The organism is Pseudidiomarina andamanensis, assembly GCF_009734345.1.
GTDB lineage: Bacteria > Pseudomonadota > Gammaproteobacteria > Enterobacterales > Alteromonadaceae > Pseudidiomarina > Pseudidiomarina andamanensis.
In genome coordinates this window covers 1,743,833-1,759,921 of record NZ_CP032551.1, presented here as the reverse complement: position 1 = coordinate 1,759,921, position 16,089 = coordinate 1,743,833, and the positions used below count along the sequence as shown (strand labels likewise).

Here is a 16,089-nt window from a genome sequence, read left to right as displayed (position 1 = left end):
TACACAAGGACACGGAATTTATGTCATCTGAGAATAACTGGTGCGTCATTCGTTTAGCTGAATTTGAACGGCCTGATGCGCCGGCGAGTACCCGCTTACAGCAGTTGTTTCAGCACATTCGCAACCTGTTTCCTAAAGCAGACGAAACCAGTGATGACGAAGAACAATCGGACTTTCCAGGGTATCGCGAGTTTGATTTAAAACCAGGTGCAGATGCGCTCGATGCCGCCTTCGATGAGTGGCGTAGTGAGAGTGAGCCCGGTATAAAATTCCTGATTAGCCCACCGTTTAGCGGTACCGCCGCAATAGCTCGAGAGTGGGCTCAACGCCACAACTGGAACCAACTAACCCCACCTGCCGAAGAGCAACTGAATAGCGTTGATGTTGATTCGTGGTGGCAAGCGCAGAGCACCGAGCAATGGTTGATTGATGATCTGGCCAACTATTGGCAACGACGTACTGACGGTATGGCCTTTGTCCGCACCTTATTGCCCAAGCTGATGCGTGGTGAATTGGGGCAAGGGCTTGTGGTTTGCGACAGTTGGAGTTTTGCATTTTTGCAACGGGCGTGGCCGGTGAATCTTCCGAACGTTTATTGTTTTGCAGCAGCTGAAGAGGCATTGTTGCACCAAGTAGGGATTCGAGCTGAAGACAAACAGCTCAAAGCACTCGCTGCCCGCGCATTTGGCAACGTTGGCTTAGCGCTGGCGCTTTGGGCCGTGCAGCAGGATGAAGGCCATGATTTACCAAGCATGCCACCAGACTGTGGCGACGAAACCGCATTTGTTTTATATACCCTGCTGTTGCATATGGGCCTGAGCGGTGAAACGTTGCAACGCTTGCTACCAACAGTGGCAGCTGATCAACTCGATGTGCAGTTATTGCAACTGCAGCAAGCTCGCCTGATCCATTACGACGACAATCAATGGCATGTCACCGTTTATGGTTACTTGGCCGTACGCGATTTCTTAAAAAGTCGTGGTTTTTACGTTGATGCATTTTAACCGACACTACGCTAGAAGGACGACAGTATGGAAACAGATAAAATAATCGGCCTTTTTAAAACGGTAACCAGTGATGCCGTGATTGAAATTGCCGTGGTTATTGCTGTCTCGGTTGGCATCATCTGGTTAAGCCAGCGATTGTTCCCATGGCTTGCCGAGCATTTGCATGGCAAACAACGCTTGTTCGTATTGGCAATGATCCCTACTCTGCGCGTTGTGGTGTTTGTGCTAGCGACGATTTGGATTGTGCCAATGGTCATCGAAACCACCATGCAGAATATGATCGCTATTTTAGGAGCCGCAGGCTTAGCCATTGGCTTTGCAATGAAAGATTATGTCAGTAGCTTAATCGCTGGCATTGTCGCGGTGTATGAATTGCCGTATCGGCCAGGCGACTGGATTGAAGTCGATGGTACCTATGGTGAGGTGAAGCATATTGGCATGCGTGCAGTTGAGTTGGTTACACCGGATGATACCGTGGTGTTTGTGCCGCATCTGAAATTGTGGGATGGCTTGATTCATAACGCCAATAATGGCGGACCAAGCCTCATGTGCGTGACGAGCTTTTATTTGGCCGCGGATCATGATGCTCATCAGGTGAAGCAGTTATTGGAAGACGTGGCGCTAACGAGCCCCTATGTGCAGTTAAAAAAACAAATCACTGTTGTTATCAGCGAACAGCCGTGGGGAACGCATTATCGGTTAAAGGCTTATCCGATAGATCCGCGGCAACAATTTCAGTTTATGACAGATTTAACGGCGCGTGGCAAAGCTTGCCTGCGCGCCATCAATGTTAAGTTTGCTAACCTGTCACCAGAACACGCTGTTCAGGTAACCCCATAGACAAAACATAAGGCGTGTCAGCTTGCTGGCGCGCCGCAAATTCCGCTTTACTATTCAGGCCTTGCCAGTTCATTTCAATGAGGGCTTGCGCTACCGCACCACCTAAACCGGCACCCGGCCCTAATAAAATAATGTGGTCTGGCGCAAACTCTTTCACGGCCGTTTGAATAGCTCGGGTGAAGTCATAGGTTTGTGTTACTTGATGACCCAGGGTGTACTGATGTAACGCGGCCTTATCAACCACATGCGGTGACCAAATATGACCGCGACCATCAATCAAGGGCACTAGCGGCGCTCGAAATGCGGCTTGCGGCCATAAATCGAGCGCTTGCAGTGATGCGTCATTCATAAAGTGCGTATGGAATGCGGCGTGCCCCGGCAAAATCATCGGGAAGCGGTCGTCAACACGTGGTAGCGCTCTAACGGCTTCGGTACAGGCTTCTTCCGAGCCCGCCAGCACCGCATAACCGCCGTAGCGAATCGACATGTTTAACTCACCAGGAAAGCGTGTGAGCTGTTCATTAACCGCATCGATATAACCTTGATGTGGCCGCCAGTCAGCGTCCACAATCGGGTAAATAAACTGAGCACCTTCTCCACCAGCGGTGAGCTGAGCCATGTTGGTAACTAACCGCGTGCTGGTTTCAATGTCCCAGCAGCCAGCGCTTGCCATTGCGGTATACCAACCCATTGAGTTGCCGGTGATACCGACGACGTCAAAGCGAGTATCGTCAATGGCGAGGTAATCAAGGTAACCACCAGCGTAAATTAATGCCGCGGCGTTTTCGGGCTTCTGATGTAGCGAGGTTTTAAACAATGGAGCTTGATCAAGCTCGGTTACTGTTGGTTGCCCTAACTGGACGCGAACGTCGTCGATTTGACGCAATATATCGTTTAAATTCGGCATATCTCCGCCGATTTTTGGCGAAATTGAACCCGAAATTGATCCCAGTTCGGGTTTGTTATAAGTGCCGCGGCCTGGGCAAACGACAAGGGCTGTTTTACGTTCTGCTGCCATTAGTTCGCCTCCAATAAACGCTGTGCCTGCGCGATGATTTGCTCAGTAGACGGTAAAACGCTATACGCGGCTTTACCTAATGGAATAAAGCTGTCTTCGGCATTGAGACGCGAAACAGTAAACATTCCTGGCTTACGTTCGTGTAACTCTGTGAATAACTCTTCACTTAGCGAGCCGCGACGGCGACATTCGTCCACAATTAAGACTTTCTTACAGCCACCGAGTGCATCAATAATTTTATCCACATGTAGCGGCACTAAGCAGCGGATATCAAGAACGCGAACGTTGTGGCCTTGCTCGGTCAGTTTTGCTTCCGCTTGGCGACTCAAGTAGTAGCCATTGCCGTACGAAATAATCGCTAAATCGTTGCCGTTACCATGAATTGAAGGTTCACCAAGTGCCGGCGTTGGCTCTTGCGGATCGGGATACTCATGTAGCCAACCACCGTCACCTTCTTGGTGTAAGTCACGGGTCATATAGAGTGCAATTGGCTCCAACATGATCACCACGCGCTGTTCACGCGCGGCTAAATCAACAGCCTGGCGCATGAGTAAAGCGCCATCACGACCGTTCGATGGGCACAATAAAATCACGCCCGGAATATCGCGGAACACCGCAAAAGAGTTGTCATTGTGAAAGTGCCCACCAAACCCACGCTGATAGGCCAGCCCAGCAATACGAATCACCATGGGGTTGGTGTATTGGCCATTGGAGAAGAACGACAACGTTGCCGCTTCGCCACGTATTTGATCTTCGGCATTATGCACGTAGGCCAAAAACTGAATTTCTGGCATTGCGATAAAGCCTTGCTGCGCCATACCGATCGCGAGCCCTAGAATACTCTGTTCATCAAGCACAGTGTTCAACACGCGGTTTGGACCAAACGCTTCCATCAGGTGCTGGGTGACGTGATAAACACCGCCTTTTTTGGCAATATCCTCGCCACACATCACGATGTTTTGGTGCTGTGCCATCAAGTCGTGTAGAGCCAAGTTAATCAGTTTTGCCAAATGCTGAGGCTTCCCAGCGTTATGCTTGTCCCATTTGAATAAGTTGGTACGCTGCTCGCCACTCACCGGCGCGGGCAGGTCGCCCTGTCGCTTCGGTGGCACAATCGACGCCATCACTTGTTCAGCGGTTTCTAATTTCGGTTGTTGCGATGCTTGCGCGGCGATGCGCGCAATTCGCTGCTGTTGTTGTTGTACGTATGCAATGAGTTGTTGATGGTCGAGTAAGCCACGACTGATCAATGCGGCGCAGCTATGCAAAAGCGGATCGCGTTCGCTATCAAGCGCGATTTCTTGCTTGCTACGATAAGCTACCTCGGCGTCAGCTCCGGCGTGGCCAAACAAACGAACCGTGCGCAAATGCAGCACTGCGGGCTTGCGTTTCTGGCGAACGTAGTCAGCTGCTTCGCGGGCCACCAAATAGGTCTCTGCTAAGTTGCTGCCATCGGCAAAGAAGTATTTTAACGATGGACGTTGGCTCAACTGCTGTTGTATCCAGCCCTTTGGCGTGTGCGTTGAAATACCTAAACCATTGTCTTCGCACACCATCAGCAATGGCATTGGAATTTGCTGATAAGCCGCCCAACTGGCTGAATTTATTGCCCCGAGCGCGGTGGAATGGTTCGCTGAAGCATCCCCAAAACTACACATGGCAATGGCGTCATGTGGCCATGTACCTTGGTGGTTCAAGCGCTTTGATAATCCAATAGCAAATGCGGTACCCATTGCCTTTGGCACATGCGAGGCAATGGTGCTGGTTTGTGGCGGCACGTTTAAATGCAAGCTACCCAGAACCTTGTGGCGACCGCCGGCAATTGGTTCGTCAGCCGAGGCGGCAAAGCTGAGCATCATGTCATACAGCGGGGTGCTGCCCGGTGATTGCTTCGCCCGCTGAATAAAGAATGCGCCGCTGCGATAATGTAAAAATGCGGGGTCGGTTACTCGCAGGGCTTTCGCTACAGCGGCGTTGCCTTCATGGCCCGCGCTACCGATGGTGTAGAAACTTTGCCCCGCCGCTTGCATCAAGCGTGATTGTAAATCTAATAAGCGGCTATCTAGTTGTGACTCGAATAAATCAAATAAATCAGCATCGCCTAGAACACCACCGGCGGCGTGCGCCGGTGGTAAGCGACGGTCATCAATACGCTGGATAAACTCCACCAGCCACGGGTGCATTGCTGCAGCCATAGGGAAACCTCCTGCGACCGAGTGAGTTTAACCGAACGCTTGTAAACCAGTTTGTGCGCGACCCAAAATCAGCGCATGAACATCGTGCGTACCTTCGTAGGTATTCACCGCTTCAAGGTTCATCACGTGGCGAATGACATGGTACTCATCGGCAATGCCGTTACCGCCGTGCATATCACGAGCAACACGTGCGATATCGAGCGCCTTGCCACATGAATTGCGCTTAATTAATGAAATGGTTTCTGGTGGTAATTGGTCTAAATCCATTAACCGGCCTGCTTGCAAACAACTTAACAAGCCAATAGTGATTTCGGTTTGCATGTCGGCTAATTTCTTCTGAATCAGCTGGGTTGCAGCTAACGGACGATTAAACTGATGGCGATCTAAGGTGTACTGACGCGCCGCATGCCAGCAGAATTCTGCTGCACCCAATGCACCCCATGCAATACCGTATCGCGCTTTATTCAAACAGCCGAATGGGCCTTTCAAACCCCTGACGTTTGGCAACAAAGCGTCTTCTGGTACTTCGACGTTATCCATTACAATCTCGCCGGTAATTGACGCGCGCAATGAGAATTTGCCTTCAATTTTAGGCGCCGACAAACCCTTCATACCTTTCTCAAGTACGAAGCCGCGAATTTCACCATCAAGCTTCGCCCACACCACAAACACATCGGCAATCGGCGAGTTAGTAATCCACATCTTCGTGCCTTTTAGCACATAACCGCCGTCAACTTTCTTCGCTGTTGTACGCATGCTGGCCGGATCAGAGCCGGCATCCGGTTCGGTCAAACCAAAACAACCAACCCACTCGCCGCTTGCCAACTTCGGCAAATATTTCATACGTTGCGCTTCGGTACCGTAGGCATAAATCGGGTGCATCACTAAGCTCGATTGCACACTCATAGCGCTACGATAACCGCTATCCACGCGCTCAACTTCACGTGCAATGAGGCCATAACACACATGATTTACTTCCGCACAGCCGTATTTTTCCGGCAATGTCGCACCCAATAATCCCAGTTCACCTAGCTCGTTCATAATCTCACGATCAAAGCGCTCTTCACGGTTGGCCGTAAGCACCCGTGTCATCAGTTTTTCTTGGCAGTACTGATGGGCGGTATCGCGAATCATGCGTTCTTCTTCAGTCAGCATGGATGAAAATTGGAATGGGTCTTGCCAGTCAAAAGGAAAACGAGCCATGGAAAATCCTCAGTTTAAGAGACGTTAATCGTTATTCGTTAATCGTTATTCGTTATTCGATCTAGAATTTAAATCGGTTTGTCCTAATCGAATAACGAGTAACGAAAAACCAATAACGCTTTTATTTGTTCTCACTTTACTCCTGTTTGTTGTAAAGTTAAATCATATAAAAACTAAACCAGCTATAGCTTTTACCTATGGATTTGCGACAACTAAATTACTTCGTGGCCGTGTATGAAAACGGCAGTATTAGCGCCGCGGCACGTGCCTGTCATGTTGCGCAGCCAAGCTTGTCAACTGCATTGCAGCAACTGGAAGATGAGTTGGGCGCGGCGTTGTTCGTTAGGCAATCGCGAGGAGTGACGCCAACTGAAGATGGCGAACGTTTATACGGTCATGCGGGGCGTTTGCTCAGCCAAATGCAATCGCTGAAAGCCTCGTTTCGACATAGCGTGAAACGGGTACAATTTCGCTTGGGCCTAATTCGTGCACTGGGCGTGGAGCGTATGAGTCAGTTGTTGCGTGAATTCAGTGCTGGTGTGGAGGGGCTTGAGTTGCATTTGGTAGAACCGGAAGATGATGCCGACGCGCGCATTATTACCCCGAAAATGCTCAAAGCCGGTGAACAGTTTTTGCCCATTTGGACTGACCACTTCTTGATTGCGTTACCAGCGGGGCATCCGTTAGCGCTCAAGCAGAGCTTACAATTGGAAGATTTTGATGGTTTGGCACTGATCAAACGCACACCGTGCGATGCGTGGTCACAGTTTTATCCGGAATTGATACGCAACGGCATCCAGCCAGATATTCGTGCTGACATTCATACGATTGAATATGCGCTCGGCTTGGTTTCTGCCGGTGTCGGTGTCGCGTTAGTACCCGACTTCGAGGTGTTACATGACCGTCAAGATGTGGTGTTGCGGCCATTAGAAGGTATTCCTTTACAACGCACGATTGGCCTCGCATTTCCACGATCAAAAGCGGGTCAGCCGGCGCTAGATTGGCTACGTGTGCTATGCCAGCAACGTAGCCAGTCGACAGCCTAATTGGTGCGGGGTCAGGCAAATTTAAACTGGTTGCGACCACTTGCTTTGGCAGCATAAAGTGCGGCATCGGCATCGTTGAGTAAATCACTCAAAGCTCGTCGGCTTCGCGTACTCAAAATGCCCCCTAGGCTTACCGTCAGTTCAATATCGTTACCATCGAAATGAAAAGCGTGTGCTGCAATATGTTCGACTAAACGCTGACTGATCATTTCTGCCTGTTGACGGTCAACATCTGACAAAGCAATCGCAAACTCTTCGCCGCCAATACGCGCAGCAACGTCACGTTCGCGCATGGTTTTACGAATAACTTCCGCCACATGCCGTAGGCAAGCATCACCGGTTGCGTGACCAAATTGGTCATTTATCGATTTAAAGTGATCAAGATCAATCATCAAAATGCATGACGGTTTTTCTAACTGCTTATTCTGTGCAAGAAGCAAGGCTCCGTGCTCAAAAAAAGCGCGTCGATTAAATAATTCAGTTAGTTCGTCTAAGTGCGCGATTTTTAACAAGCGACGCTCGTTGTGTGAAAAAGCCAGTACTGGGAATAGCAGCGTCGTCATGGTCGTCATGATTAAATGCGCCATCAGCAGGAAAGTAAATAATGATTTGCTGGGGTCCGCCTGCTGCAGCGCTGAACTCGCCATAAGTAGCATGAGTAAACCATGGATACCGAACAAGCCCATCAACAAATGACGAGTAATTCGTGGTGTGGGGCGAATATGTCGAAGATAATTCGCGGCAAAGAGATAAATGACGCCACATAAAACCGCGGTTACCGTTTGTGCGATATATTCTGTGGCGTGCGCACTCAGCAGTAATATCGCACTGATCGCCATAGTGACGATCATCCCCGTTCGAGGAACGTCGATTTGCTGCCGATACTGCCGCATACCGTGTAAGGCGAGTAATGGCACACTAATAATTAGTAGGTCGGCAACCACAATTGTCAGCAATGGTTGATCAATCGTACCTCGTAAACTGACCAAAATATTGGCTAATGCAAACGAAAAGCACGCGATTGCCCAGGTTTTGAAACTTTTTTGCGCAGGAAGAGCTCGGTAAATAACGAACAGCGTTATACCGAGTACAACATTGAGAATGACTGTTGTAATGATCAATGTGGGTAGATGAATCAACTCACGAATCTCTTAAAATATCTAACAACGAGAAGCCAGAATAGCCTGTTAACCAATGTCGCACAATCGAACTTACATTCGCGCTCTGCCTCAATGACAGAGCGCGAATATTCCAACTAACTAAGAAGCGATATCAAATCGGTCTGCATTCATCACTTTGGTCCATGCCTTAACGAAATCGTTGACAAACTTTTCCTGTGAATCGTCTTGCGCATAGAGTTCGGCGTATGAGCGCAAAATTGAGTTCGAGCCAAACACCAAATCGACGCGTGATGCGGTGTATTTGGTTTCATCAGTTTTACGGTCTTTAATCGCGTAACTATTACGGCCAGTTGGCTCCCACTTGTAACGCATATCAGTGAGCGTCACGAAGAAGTCATTGGTTAAGCTGCCAACACGGTCGGTAAACACACCGTGCTTGCTACCGCCGTAGTTGGTGCCAAGTACACGCATGCCGCCCATCAGCACCGTCATTTCAGGAGCCGTTAGCCCCATCAACTGAGCGCGATCAACGAGCAACTCTTCCGGTTGCACGGAGTAGTTCTTCTTCAACCAATTGCGGAAGCCATCATGAATTGGCTCCAGCGGCTCAAACGACTCAATATCGGTTTGCTCATCAGTGGCGTCGCCGCGGCCTGGTGCAAATGGCACTTCAATGTTGAAGCCGGCGTTTTTTGCGGCTTGTTCTACCGCATAGTTACCGCCAAGTACAATCACATCAGCAAGGCTGGCGCCGGTTGCTTGTGCAATCGGTTCAAGCTTACTCAACACTTTGGCAAGACGTTCCGGCTCATTGCCTTCCCAGTCTTTCTGTGGCGCTAAACGAATGCGTGCACCGTTGGCGCCACCGCGAAGGTCTGAGCCACGGAACGTGCGCGCACTGTCCCATGCGGTTGCCGCAAGTTCAGCAACGGACAGCCCCGTGTCAGCAATTTTCGCTTTCACTGCGGCAACGTCATAGTCCTTGTTACCAGCAGGAATCGGATCTTGCCAAATCAATTCTTCCTGCGGAACATCTGGGCCTAAATAACGAGCTAATGGCCCCATGTCGCGGTGCGTCAGCTTATACCAAGCACGAGCGAATACCTTTGAGAAGTACTCTGGGTCGTTGTAGAAGCGCTCAGAAATCTTGCGATACTCTGGATCCATCTTCATGGCCATATCGGCATCCGTCATAATCGGATTACGACGAATGGATGGGTCTTCCACGTCAACTGGCTTGTCTTCTTCTTTAATATTGATCGGTTCCCACTGCCAAGCACCGGCGGGACTCTTTTTCAGCTCCCAGTCATAGGTGAACAATAAGTAGAAATAACCGTTATCCCATTGGGTTGGGTTGGTTGTCCACGCGCCTTCAATGCCGCTAGTCACCGTATCTCGGCCAATGCCGCGGGTTTTAGTATTGTTCCAGCCTAAGCCTTGCTCATGAACGTCGGCAGATTCAGGATCAGGACCCAAGTTCTCAGCTTTGCCGTTACCGTGACATTTACCAACGGTGTGACCACCAGCGGTTAGCGCGACAGTTTCTTCATCGTTCATGGCCATACGTAAGAAGGTTTCGCGCACGTCTTGTGCAGTGCGTAACGGGTCGGGATTACCATCGACACCCTCTGGGTTCACATAAATCAAACCCATTTGCACCGCAGCTAGTGGATCTTCTAACGTTTTGCTGTCGTCTTTTTCGTACCGAGTTTTACCAAGCCATTCCGTTTCTGAACCCCAATAGGTGTCTTTCTCAGGGTGCCAGATATCTTCGCGACCAAAAGCGAAACCATAGGCAGGTAAACCCATTGACTCATAAGCCATGGTGCCAGCTAAGATAATTAAATCGGCCCAGCTAATTTTGTTACCGTATTTCTTTTTGATCGGCCATAACAAGCGACGTGCTTTGTCGAGGTTCACGTTGTCGGGCCATGAGTTTAATGGCGCAAAACGTTGGTTACCGGTACCGCCGCCACCGCGACCATCCGCAATACGATATGACCCGGCAGCATGCCATGCCATCCGAATCATCAAACCACCGTAATGACCCCAATCGGCCGGCCACCACGCTTGGCTGTCGGTCATTAAGGCTTTTAAGTCATTCTTTAAGGCGTCAACGTCGAGTTGTTTCAACGCTTCGGAATATTTGAAGTCAGGATCTAGCGGGTTGGTCTTGCGGTCGTGCTGGTGCAGAATGTCTAAGTTCAAGGCATTCGGCCACCAATCCATATTTGATTTGCCGGTCGCAGTGTTGCCACCGTGCATGACTGGGCATTTACCTGCATTGTCACTCATAAAAAACTCCTCGTTTCAATTCGTTAGCATCATCAAATTTCATGATAATGCCTTACCCTACGCTCTTAATGAGTCTAGTCAAAGGAAATAAAAACGACCAACTTAATAGCTTTTTTCGATGAAACTTTGTTTAATAGCACAGTATTTCAAGTAGAAGTGACAGCCTCATGACCAATATACGCCAAGCCTATCAACAAGCCGCACGTCAGGCGCAGTGGTCGATACTGCGTCATCCGCCTGAGTCCATGGCGCAGGTATTGCGACAACTTGCCGAGCGTTCTGAAAGTGTTCTTGAGCCAGATGTGTATGGTAGCGGCGCATTGATTGAGAGCTTTGAGGCGAAAATTGCCAACATGCTTGGTAAACCAGCGGCGTTATTTTTGCCAAGCGGAACGCTGGCACAGCCGATGGCGCTGAAAATTCACAGCGAGGCAAGCCAGAAACAGCAAGTTGGGCTGCACCCAACATCGCATCTGGTGCTGCATGAACAAGATGGTTATCAGCAGCTATGGGGGCTGCAAGGCCTGCTGTTAGGTAATGCCGAGAAGGTGCTAACACTGAACGACTTAGAACAAGCGAATACAACCGAATTAGCGGCGATTGTGCTGGAGTTGCCGATGCGTGAAATTGGCGGTCAACTACCGACTTGGGATGACTTGCAGGCGCAAGTGGCATGGGCACGTAAACATAGCATTGCCGTTCACATCGATGGCGCACGGCTGTGGCATTGTCCAACGTATTACCAACGCAGTTTGGCAGAAATTTGTGAGTTTGCTGACTCGGTCTACGTGAGCTTGTACAAAGATATCGGTGGTATTGCCGGAGCGATTTTGGCGGGTACAGAAGCATTTATTTCGGAGGCAAAACGTTGGAGTCGTCGCGCGGGCGGTAATTTAATATCAATGTATCCATATATTTTGGCGGCTGAGAAAGGTCTTGAAGATAATTTAGCGGCAATTAATAACGCCGTTCACTATGCGCGGGAACTTGGTCAGTTACTGGATTCCATTGATGGTGTGCGTGTGAACCCCAAGCAACCGCAAGCGGCCATGTTCCACTTGCACATTGACCGCGAAGAAGAGACGTTGATTCATGCAATCACTGATTATGCGAATACAACAGGTGTGGTTGTTCTGCCGTTACCGCGCGCCCTTATAAATAATGAGTGTATTTGCGAAATCAGCGTGGGTCGCCGTACCATGCAGCAAGCACCAGAGTTCTGGCGTGAGCACCTGAGTGCTTGCTTGCAAGCTTAAGCGTCAGGAACTAACGTCATGCATTCAATCGGGCAAACCGGAATGCAAGCGGGTTCATCGTAGAAGCCCTCGCATTCGGTGCATTTGTTCACGTCTACTATGTAGTGCTCTTTGCCCATGGCAATGGCGTCATTAGGGCACTCGGGTACGCACATGTCGCAGTTAATGCAATCGCTATCAATCACCACAGGCATTGGTCACCTCCACCACTGGAATCGTTTGTTGCGGTTTGTGTTCGCCAATCTTAATGAGCATACTGAAGTGTGCATCATCATCGGTTAACTCAATTGGTAATTGCACGTGAACCTGGCGGCCAGCACCGGCGGCACGGGGCAAAGGTTCGTTTTGTGCATCGCGCATAGCGCTCAGTGTAAAGGTCACATTTCCTGATGGTTTCATCAAAATCAGTGTATCGCCGACAGCAAAGGCATTTTTGACATCAACATAAGCATCAGCGCCTTCAACCGACAGCACTTCCCCTACCAAGAGCTGTTCACCCAAGCTATGGCTGGTATCGTAGTTTTGCGTGTCGCTGGGCACGTGGCGGCGCAAGAAGCCTTCAGTGAAACCCCGATTCGCCATGCCCTCCAAGTCAGCTAATAAACCTCGGTTAAATGGTTTGCCGGCCACCGCATCATCAATCGCTTGGCGATATACTTGTGCGGTGCGTGCAACGTAATAAGGTGACTTAGTGCGCCCTTCAATTTTCAGTGAGTGCACCCCCATACGGGTTAACGCCTCAACGTGCTCAATGCCACGCAAGTCTTTGGAATTCATGATGTACGTGCCATGCAGGTCCTCGTCCATCAGCATATATTCACCAGGACGCTGTGGCTCGGTTAGTAGCACTGGCGTGTCGATAGGATTAAACTGACCTACCGCGTCTTCTTCGGCATCATGCACCTGATATGGCCAGCGACACGAATTAGTGCAAGCGCCTTGATTGGGGTCGCGTTTATTGAAGTAGCCAGATAGCAAACAACGGCCAGAATAGGCCATACACAACGCACCGTGCACGAATACTTCAAGCTCCATATCCGGACATTTCTCGCGAATGTCAGCAATCTCACGTACTTCAAGTTCACGTGACAAAATTACTCGCTCAATGCCTTGCTGCTGCCAGAATTGCACCGCCGCCCAGTTGACAGTATTGGCCTGTACGCTTAAATGCAATGCTTGCTCGGGATAATGTTGGCGTAGCAACATAACAATGCCAGGATCAGACACAATGAGCGCATCTGGCTTTAAGGCCACCACCGGAGCCATATCTTCTACAAATGAAACAAGCTTGGCGTTGTGCGGGGCAATATTCACCACCACGTAGAACTTTTTACCCAGCGCGTGCGCTTCGTTGATGCCTTGCTCAAGGCGGGGCAAATCAAATTCGTTGTTGCGTACACGCAAGCTATAGCGAGGTTGGCCGGCATAAACAGCATCGGCACCGTAAGCAAATGCAAGGCGCATCGCTTTGATGCTGCCGGCTGGGCTCAATAATTCTGGTCCGGTTTGATGTGATGACATAACACCCTTGTGTAACTGCAGTCGGTTGTGGCTGGAATTTTGACCGGGTAGTTTATACCTCGCTGGCGCCCGTTTTGTTGATCGCCGTCAACGTTTGAGCGAACTGTTGAAGTCGCGCCGTGCGGCTATTTTCTGGTAGCCATACATCAATCAGGTGGGCGCGATCGGGGTCAGCCCAAGCATGCGCAAAGGCAGCTGCGAAGCTTTGTTGGTCATGCGCACGCAAGCTATGAATCCCCATGGATTCAGCCAGCTGGGGGAATTGCCAATGCTGTAGCGCGGTTGCTTTAAGTGTTGGCGCAAATGCCGCAATCATGTCCCATTTGTGGTTGTTAAACAGCACCACAATTGGTCGGCAGCCATAACGCAAGCTGTGAGCGAGCTCTAAACCGGTCATTAAGAAAGCGCCATCACCAACCAATACCACCGGGCGTCGTTGGCTCGTCACATAAACCCCAAGTGCAGCCGGAACGGCGTATCCCATTGAGGCATAGTAAGCGGGTGCCAAGAATTCTGAAGGTGTCGCTTGTAGAGATGCAAACAAGCAGTCGCCAACATCGCTAATGATGGGCACAATCGCGCGTTGGCGGCTAAGCTGCTGATGAATTTCACGCACCACGGTGTCGGCACTAAAATTGGTCGTCTCTCGCTGCTGTATCGGCGTTAAATCACGGTGATCAAAAAGAGGCAATGGTTCACTGGCAAGACGAGCACAGAATAGCTTTAGCGGTTGCTTCGGAAAGTCGATTCGATGAAAGTGTTCGGCATGAATTAGCGCCTGATGCGCACTGAAATTACTATCGGTGTAAACCACACCAATGGCTAACACAAGATCGGCATCATATATCAACTGGCAAGCTCGAGTGTCTTGTGCGCCGCAGAATACGCCGCCATAACAGCTGTGTTCGGGGTTCACACTGGCGCGCCCGAGTAAGGTAGTCACAATTGGAATATTGAACTGCTCGGCAAGTCGCTCTAGTGCGAATTGGGCACCGCTGCGGCGCACGTTCACACCACTTAAAATTACTGGGCGTCGCGCTGTACCCAAGGCTTCAACCAGCCGTTGGTAGGCCAGTTCATCAACCGCTTGTGGCGTTTCATGCAGCACGACTTTCGCTGCCTTCAAGTTAAAATCGACGGCATCACGCGGTATTTCAATCAACACTGGACGAGAGTTTCGCTGACATTGTTGTAATGCGGATTGAAGCTCATTCGCAGCGGTATCTGGATTATCTAAACGAACTTGTGCGCAGGTAATTTCGGTAAAGATAGTACGTTGCGAATCAATCGTTTTGGCTTGATGATGGATTTGTAGACCAGATGCCACTTCTTTCACACTTGGGTAGCCAGCAATAATTATTAGTGGCACATATTCTTCGTAGGCTTGGGCATCCGCATTGACGCCGTTAAGTGCCCCAGCGCCATAGGTTAAGACTACGGCGGTTGGGCGATTAGCGCAGCGAGCCGCAGCATCAGCGGCATATACGGCGGCAGGTTCGTGGGTTAAATAATAAAACGGGAGAGCATCAGGTTGATCTTGTAACTGCTGTAACAGCGGCAAAATAAAATCACCAGGAATACCAAATAATTCGTTCACTCCGCTGTGGCGCAGTGATTGGGTAAGCAGTGCACCAAGTTGCATGATCAAGGCTCCATAACTAAATCAGCCCACAAGTGTGGGCTGATTTAAAAAGTAAAGCTTTGACGTGCATCAATAAGCTTATAGGTCTTGGTTCACCATCCAAACTGCCGCTTCCACTCGAGAGCGTAAACCCAGCTTTTTCAGTAGGTGTTTCACGTGCACTTTCACGGTGCCATCAGAAATATCGAGTTCACGTGCAATCACTTTGTTACTCATACCTTTGGCTATCAGTTCTAGAATTTCGCGTTCGCGATTGGTCAAGCCGTCGAGTTTACTGGCGGTCGGTGCAGATGGACGGCGCAATGCCGTTGCCAGCACCTCAGTAATAGCTTCACTAAGAACCATTTTGCCTTCAATGGCGCGTTGAATTTGATCCAGCAATAATTCTGGGTCCATATCTTTCAACAAGTAGCCATCGGCGCCGTTGGTAATGGCGGTCACCACATCTTCATCCGCATCAGACACCGTCAACATGACAATGCGAGACGTCACACCGTTATCGCGCATGCGTTTCAGCGTTTCGAGGCCATCCATGCCTTGCATGTTTAAATCAAGAATGATCAGATCAGGGTCAAGCTCTTCAGCTTTTTCCAAGGCATCTGCGCCGTTGCTACACTCCGCAACAACTTCTAGGCCATCCTCGAGAGAAATCAGCTGTTTCAAACCCTTGCGCAGCAGTGGATGATCATCCACAAGCATGATGCTAGCGGGGGTGTCCGACATGACAAGCTCCTTGTTTGCGTCGCTTTTTATTGCGTTTTATCAGTATTCTAAAGCACGTATTGTTACACAATGTTGTGCCACAAAGTACAGATTAGCGCAAACTATCCCTTTTGGGGTAGTTTCGGTTGCCTCTTCTGCCTTGCCAATTTATCACTCCCGCTGAATTGTTGTATTGCGTTCAATCACGCATAGTTCATAGCATGAAAATTACTAGGAGCTGCC

At 49.8% G+C, this 16,089-nt stretch carries 13 protein-coding genes; 4 read left to right on the top strand and 9 right to left on the bottom strand.

Features of this window, described 5'->3' with window-relative positions; translation table 11 throughout:
* Positions 1–20 precede the first annotated feature (20 nt).
* Positions 21–1,004 (top strand): hypothetical protein, encoded by a 984-nt coding sequence (locus D3795_RS08300; RefSeq protein ID WP_156267829.1) that lies wholly within the window; start codon positions 21–23, stop codon positions 1,002–1,004.
* 27 nt (positions 1,005–1,031) lie between these two features.
* Positions 1,032–1,847, top strand: a complete 816-nt coding sequence (locus D3795_RS08295; RefSeq protein WP_156267827.1) for a mechanosensitive ion channel family protein — start codon at positions 1,032–1,034, stop codon at positions 1,845–1,847.
* On the opposite strand, the gene D3795_RS08290 is transcribed toward D3795_RS08295, so the two are convergent.
* Genes D3795_RS08290 through D3795_RS08280 form a run of 3 tightly spaced genes read right to left on the bottom strand, consistent with a single transcriptional unit; the run spans position 1,807 to position 6,263 of the window.
* The gene (locus tag D3795_RS08290; RefSeq protein ID WP_156267825.1) at positions 1,807–2,865 is read right to left on the bottom strand and encodes a malonyl CoA-ACP transacylase; all 1,059 of its coding nucleotides are present in this window, start codon (positions 2,863–2,865) and stop codon (positions 1,807–1,809) included. The two genes, D3795_RS08295 and D3795_RS08290, sit on opposite strands and share 41 nt — an antisense overlap.
* Positions 2,865–5,060, bottom strand: coding sequence for a thiamine pyrophosphate-dependent enzyme (locus tag D3795_RS08285; protein ID WP_156267823.1), 2,196 nt, complete (start codon positions 5,058–5,060; stop codon positions 2,865–2,867). The genes D3795_RS08290 and D3795_RS08285 overlap by 1 nt, the downstream gene beginning before the upstream one ends.
* 27 nt (positions 5,061–5,087) lie before the next feature.
* Positions 5,088–6,263, bottom strand: a complete 1,176-nt coding sequence (locus D3795_RS08280) for an acyl-CoA dehydrogenase (protein ID WP_156267821.1) — start codon at positions 6,261–6,263, stop codon at positions 5,088–5,090.
* Positions 6,264–6,460: 197 nt separating this feature from the next.
* Here D3795_RS08280 and D3795_RS08275 point away from each other — a divergent pair, with 197 nt between their 5' ends.
* Positions 6,461–7,309 carry a LysR family transcriptional regulator gene (locus D3795_RS08275; protein WP_156267819.1) on the top strand — a complete coding sequence of 283 codons (849 nt, stop codon included), beginning with the start codon at positions 6,461–6,463 and terminating at the stop codon, positions 7,307–7,309.
* Between the two features lie 11 nt (positions 7,310–7,320).
* Here D3795_RS08275 and D3795_RS08270 read toward each other — a convergent pair whose 3' ends face one another.
* Both D3795_RS08270 and katG read right to left on the bottom strand, forming a co-directional pair.
* Positions 7,321–8,448, bottom strand: coding sequence for a GGDEF domain-containing protein (locus D3795_RS08270; protein WP_156267817.1), 1,128 nt, complete (start codon positions 8,446–8,448; stop codon positions 7,321–7,323).
* A gap of 120 nt (positions 8,449–8,568) precedes the next feature.
* Positions 8,569–10,725: a catalase/peroxidase HPI gene (gene katG, locus D3795_RS08265; RefSeq protein WP_156267815.1), complete on the bottom strand. Its 2,157-nt coding sequence runs from the start codon at positions 10,723–10,725 to the stop codon at positions 8,569–8,571.
* A gap of 167 nt (positions 10,726–10,892) precedes the next feature.
* On the opposite strand from katG, the gene D3795_RS08260 reads away from it, so the two are divergent.
* Positions 10,893–11,981, top strand: a complete 1,089-nt coding sequence (locus D3795_RS08260) for a threonine aldolase family protein (protein WP_156267813.1) — start codon at positions 10,893–10,895, stop codon at positions 11,979–11,981.
* Here D3795_RS08260 and D3795_RS08255 read toward each other — a convergent pair.
* The 4 genes from D3795_RS08255 to narL all read right to left on the bottom strand — a co-directional run bounded on the left by D3795_RS08255 (position 11,978) and on the right by narL (position 15,867).
* Positions 11,978–12,175, bottom strand: a complete 198-nt coding sequence (locus tag D3795_RS08255) for a YfhL family 4Fe-4S dicluster ferredoxin (protein WP_156267811.1) — start codon at positions 12,173–12,175, stop codon at positions 11,978–11,980. The two genes, D3795_RS08260 and D3795_RS08255, sit on opposite strands and share 4 nt — an antisense overlap.
* Positions 12,159–13,502 (bottom strand): prephenate-dependent tRNA uridine(34) hydroxylase TrhP, encoded by a 1,344-nt coding sequence (gene trhP / locus D3795_RS08250; RefSeq protein ID WP_156267809.1) that lies wholly within the window; start codon positions 13,500–13,502, stop codon positions 12,159–12,161. Before trhP ends, D3795_RS08255 begins: the two co-directional genes overlap by 17 nt.
* Before the next feature lie 52 nt (positions 13,503–13,554).
* On the bottom strand, positions 13,555–15,144 hold the full coding sequence (locus D3795_RS08245; protein WP_156267807.1) for a thiamine pyrophosphate-binding protein: 1,590 nt from the start codon (positions 15,142–15,144) through the stop codon (positions 13,555–13,557).
* 78 nt (positions 15,145–15,222) lie between these two features.
* On the bottom strand, positions 15,223–15,867 hold the full coding sequence (gene narL, locus D3795_RS08240) for a two-component system response regulator NarL (RefSeq protein ID WP_156267805.1): 645 nt from the start codon (positions 15,865–15,867) through the stop codon (positions 15,223–15,225).
* Between the last annotated feature and the right edge of the window lie 222 nt (positions 15,868–16,089).

Coding starts and splice junctions, on each gene's coding strand:
- D3795_RS08300 (WP_156267829.1), top strand. CDS start 21: ATGTCATCTGAGAATAACTGGTGCGTCATTCGTTTAGCTGAATTTGAA.
- D3795_RS08295 (WP_156267827.1), top strand. CDS start 1,032: ATGGAAACAGATAAAATAATCGGCCTTTTTAAAACGGTAACCAGTGAT.
- D3795_RS08290 (WP_156267825.1), bottom strand. CDS start 2,865: ATGGCAGCAGAACGTAAAACAGCCCTTGTCGTTTGCCCAGGCCGCGGC.
- D3795_RS08285 (WP_156267823.1), bottom strand. CDS start 5,060: ATGGCTGCAGCAATGCACCCGTGGCTGGTGGAGTTTATCCAGCGTATT.
- D3795_RS08280 (WP_156267821.1), bottom strand. CDS start 6,263: ATGGCTCGTTTTCCTTTTGACTGGCAAGACCCATTCCAATTTTCATCC.
- D3795_RS08275 (WP_156267819.1), top strand. CDS start 6,461: ATGGATTTGCGACAACTAAATTACTTCGTGGCCGTGTATGAAAACGGC.
- katG (WP_156267815.1), bottom strand. CDS start 10,725: ATGAGTGACAATGCAGGTAAATGCCCAGTCATGCACGGTGGCAACACT.
- D3795_RS08260 (WP_156267813.1), top strand. CDS start 10,893: ATGACCAATATACGCCAAGCCTATCAACAAGCCGCACGTCAGGCGCAG.
- D3795_RS08255 (WP_156267811.1), bottom strand. CDS start 12,175: ATGCCTGTGGTGATTGATAGCGATTGCATTAACTGCGACATGTGCGTA.
- trhP (WP_156267809.1), bottom strand. CDS start 13,502: ATGTCATCACATCAAACCGGACCAGAATTATTGAGCCCAGCCGGCAGC.
- D3795_RS08245 (WP_156267807.1), bottom strand. CDS start 15,144: ATGCAACTTGGTGCACTGCTTACCCAATCACTGCGCCACAGCGGAGTG.
- narL (WP_156267805.1), bottom strand. CDS start 15,867: ATGTCGGACACCCCCGCTAGCATCATGCTTGTGGATGATCATCCACTG.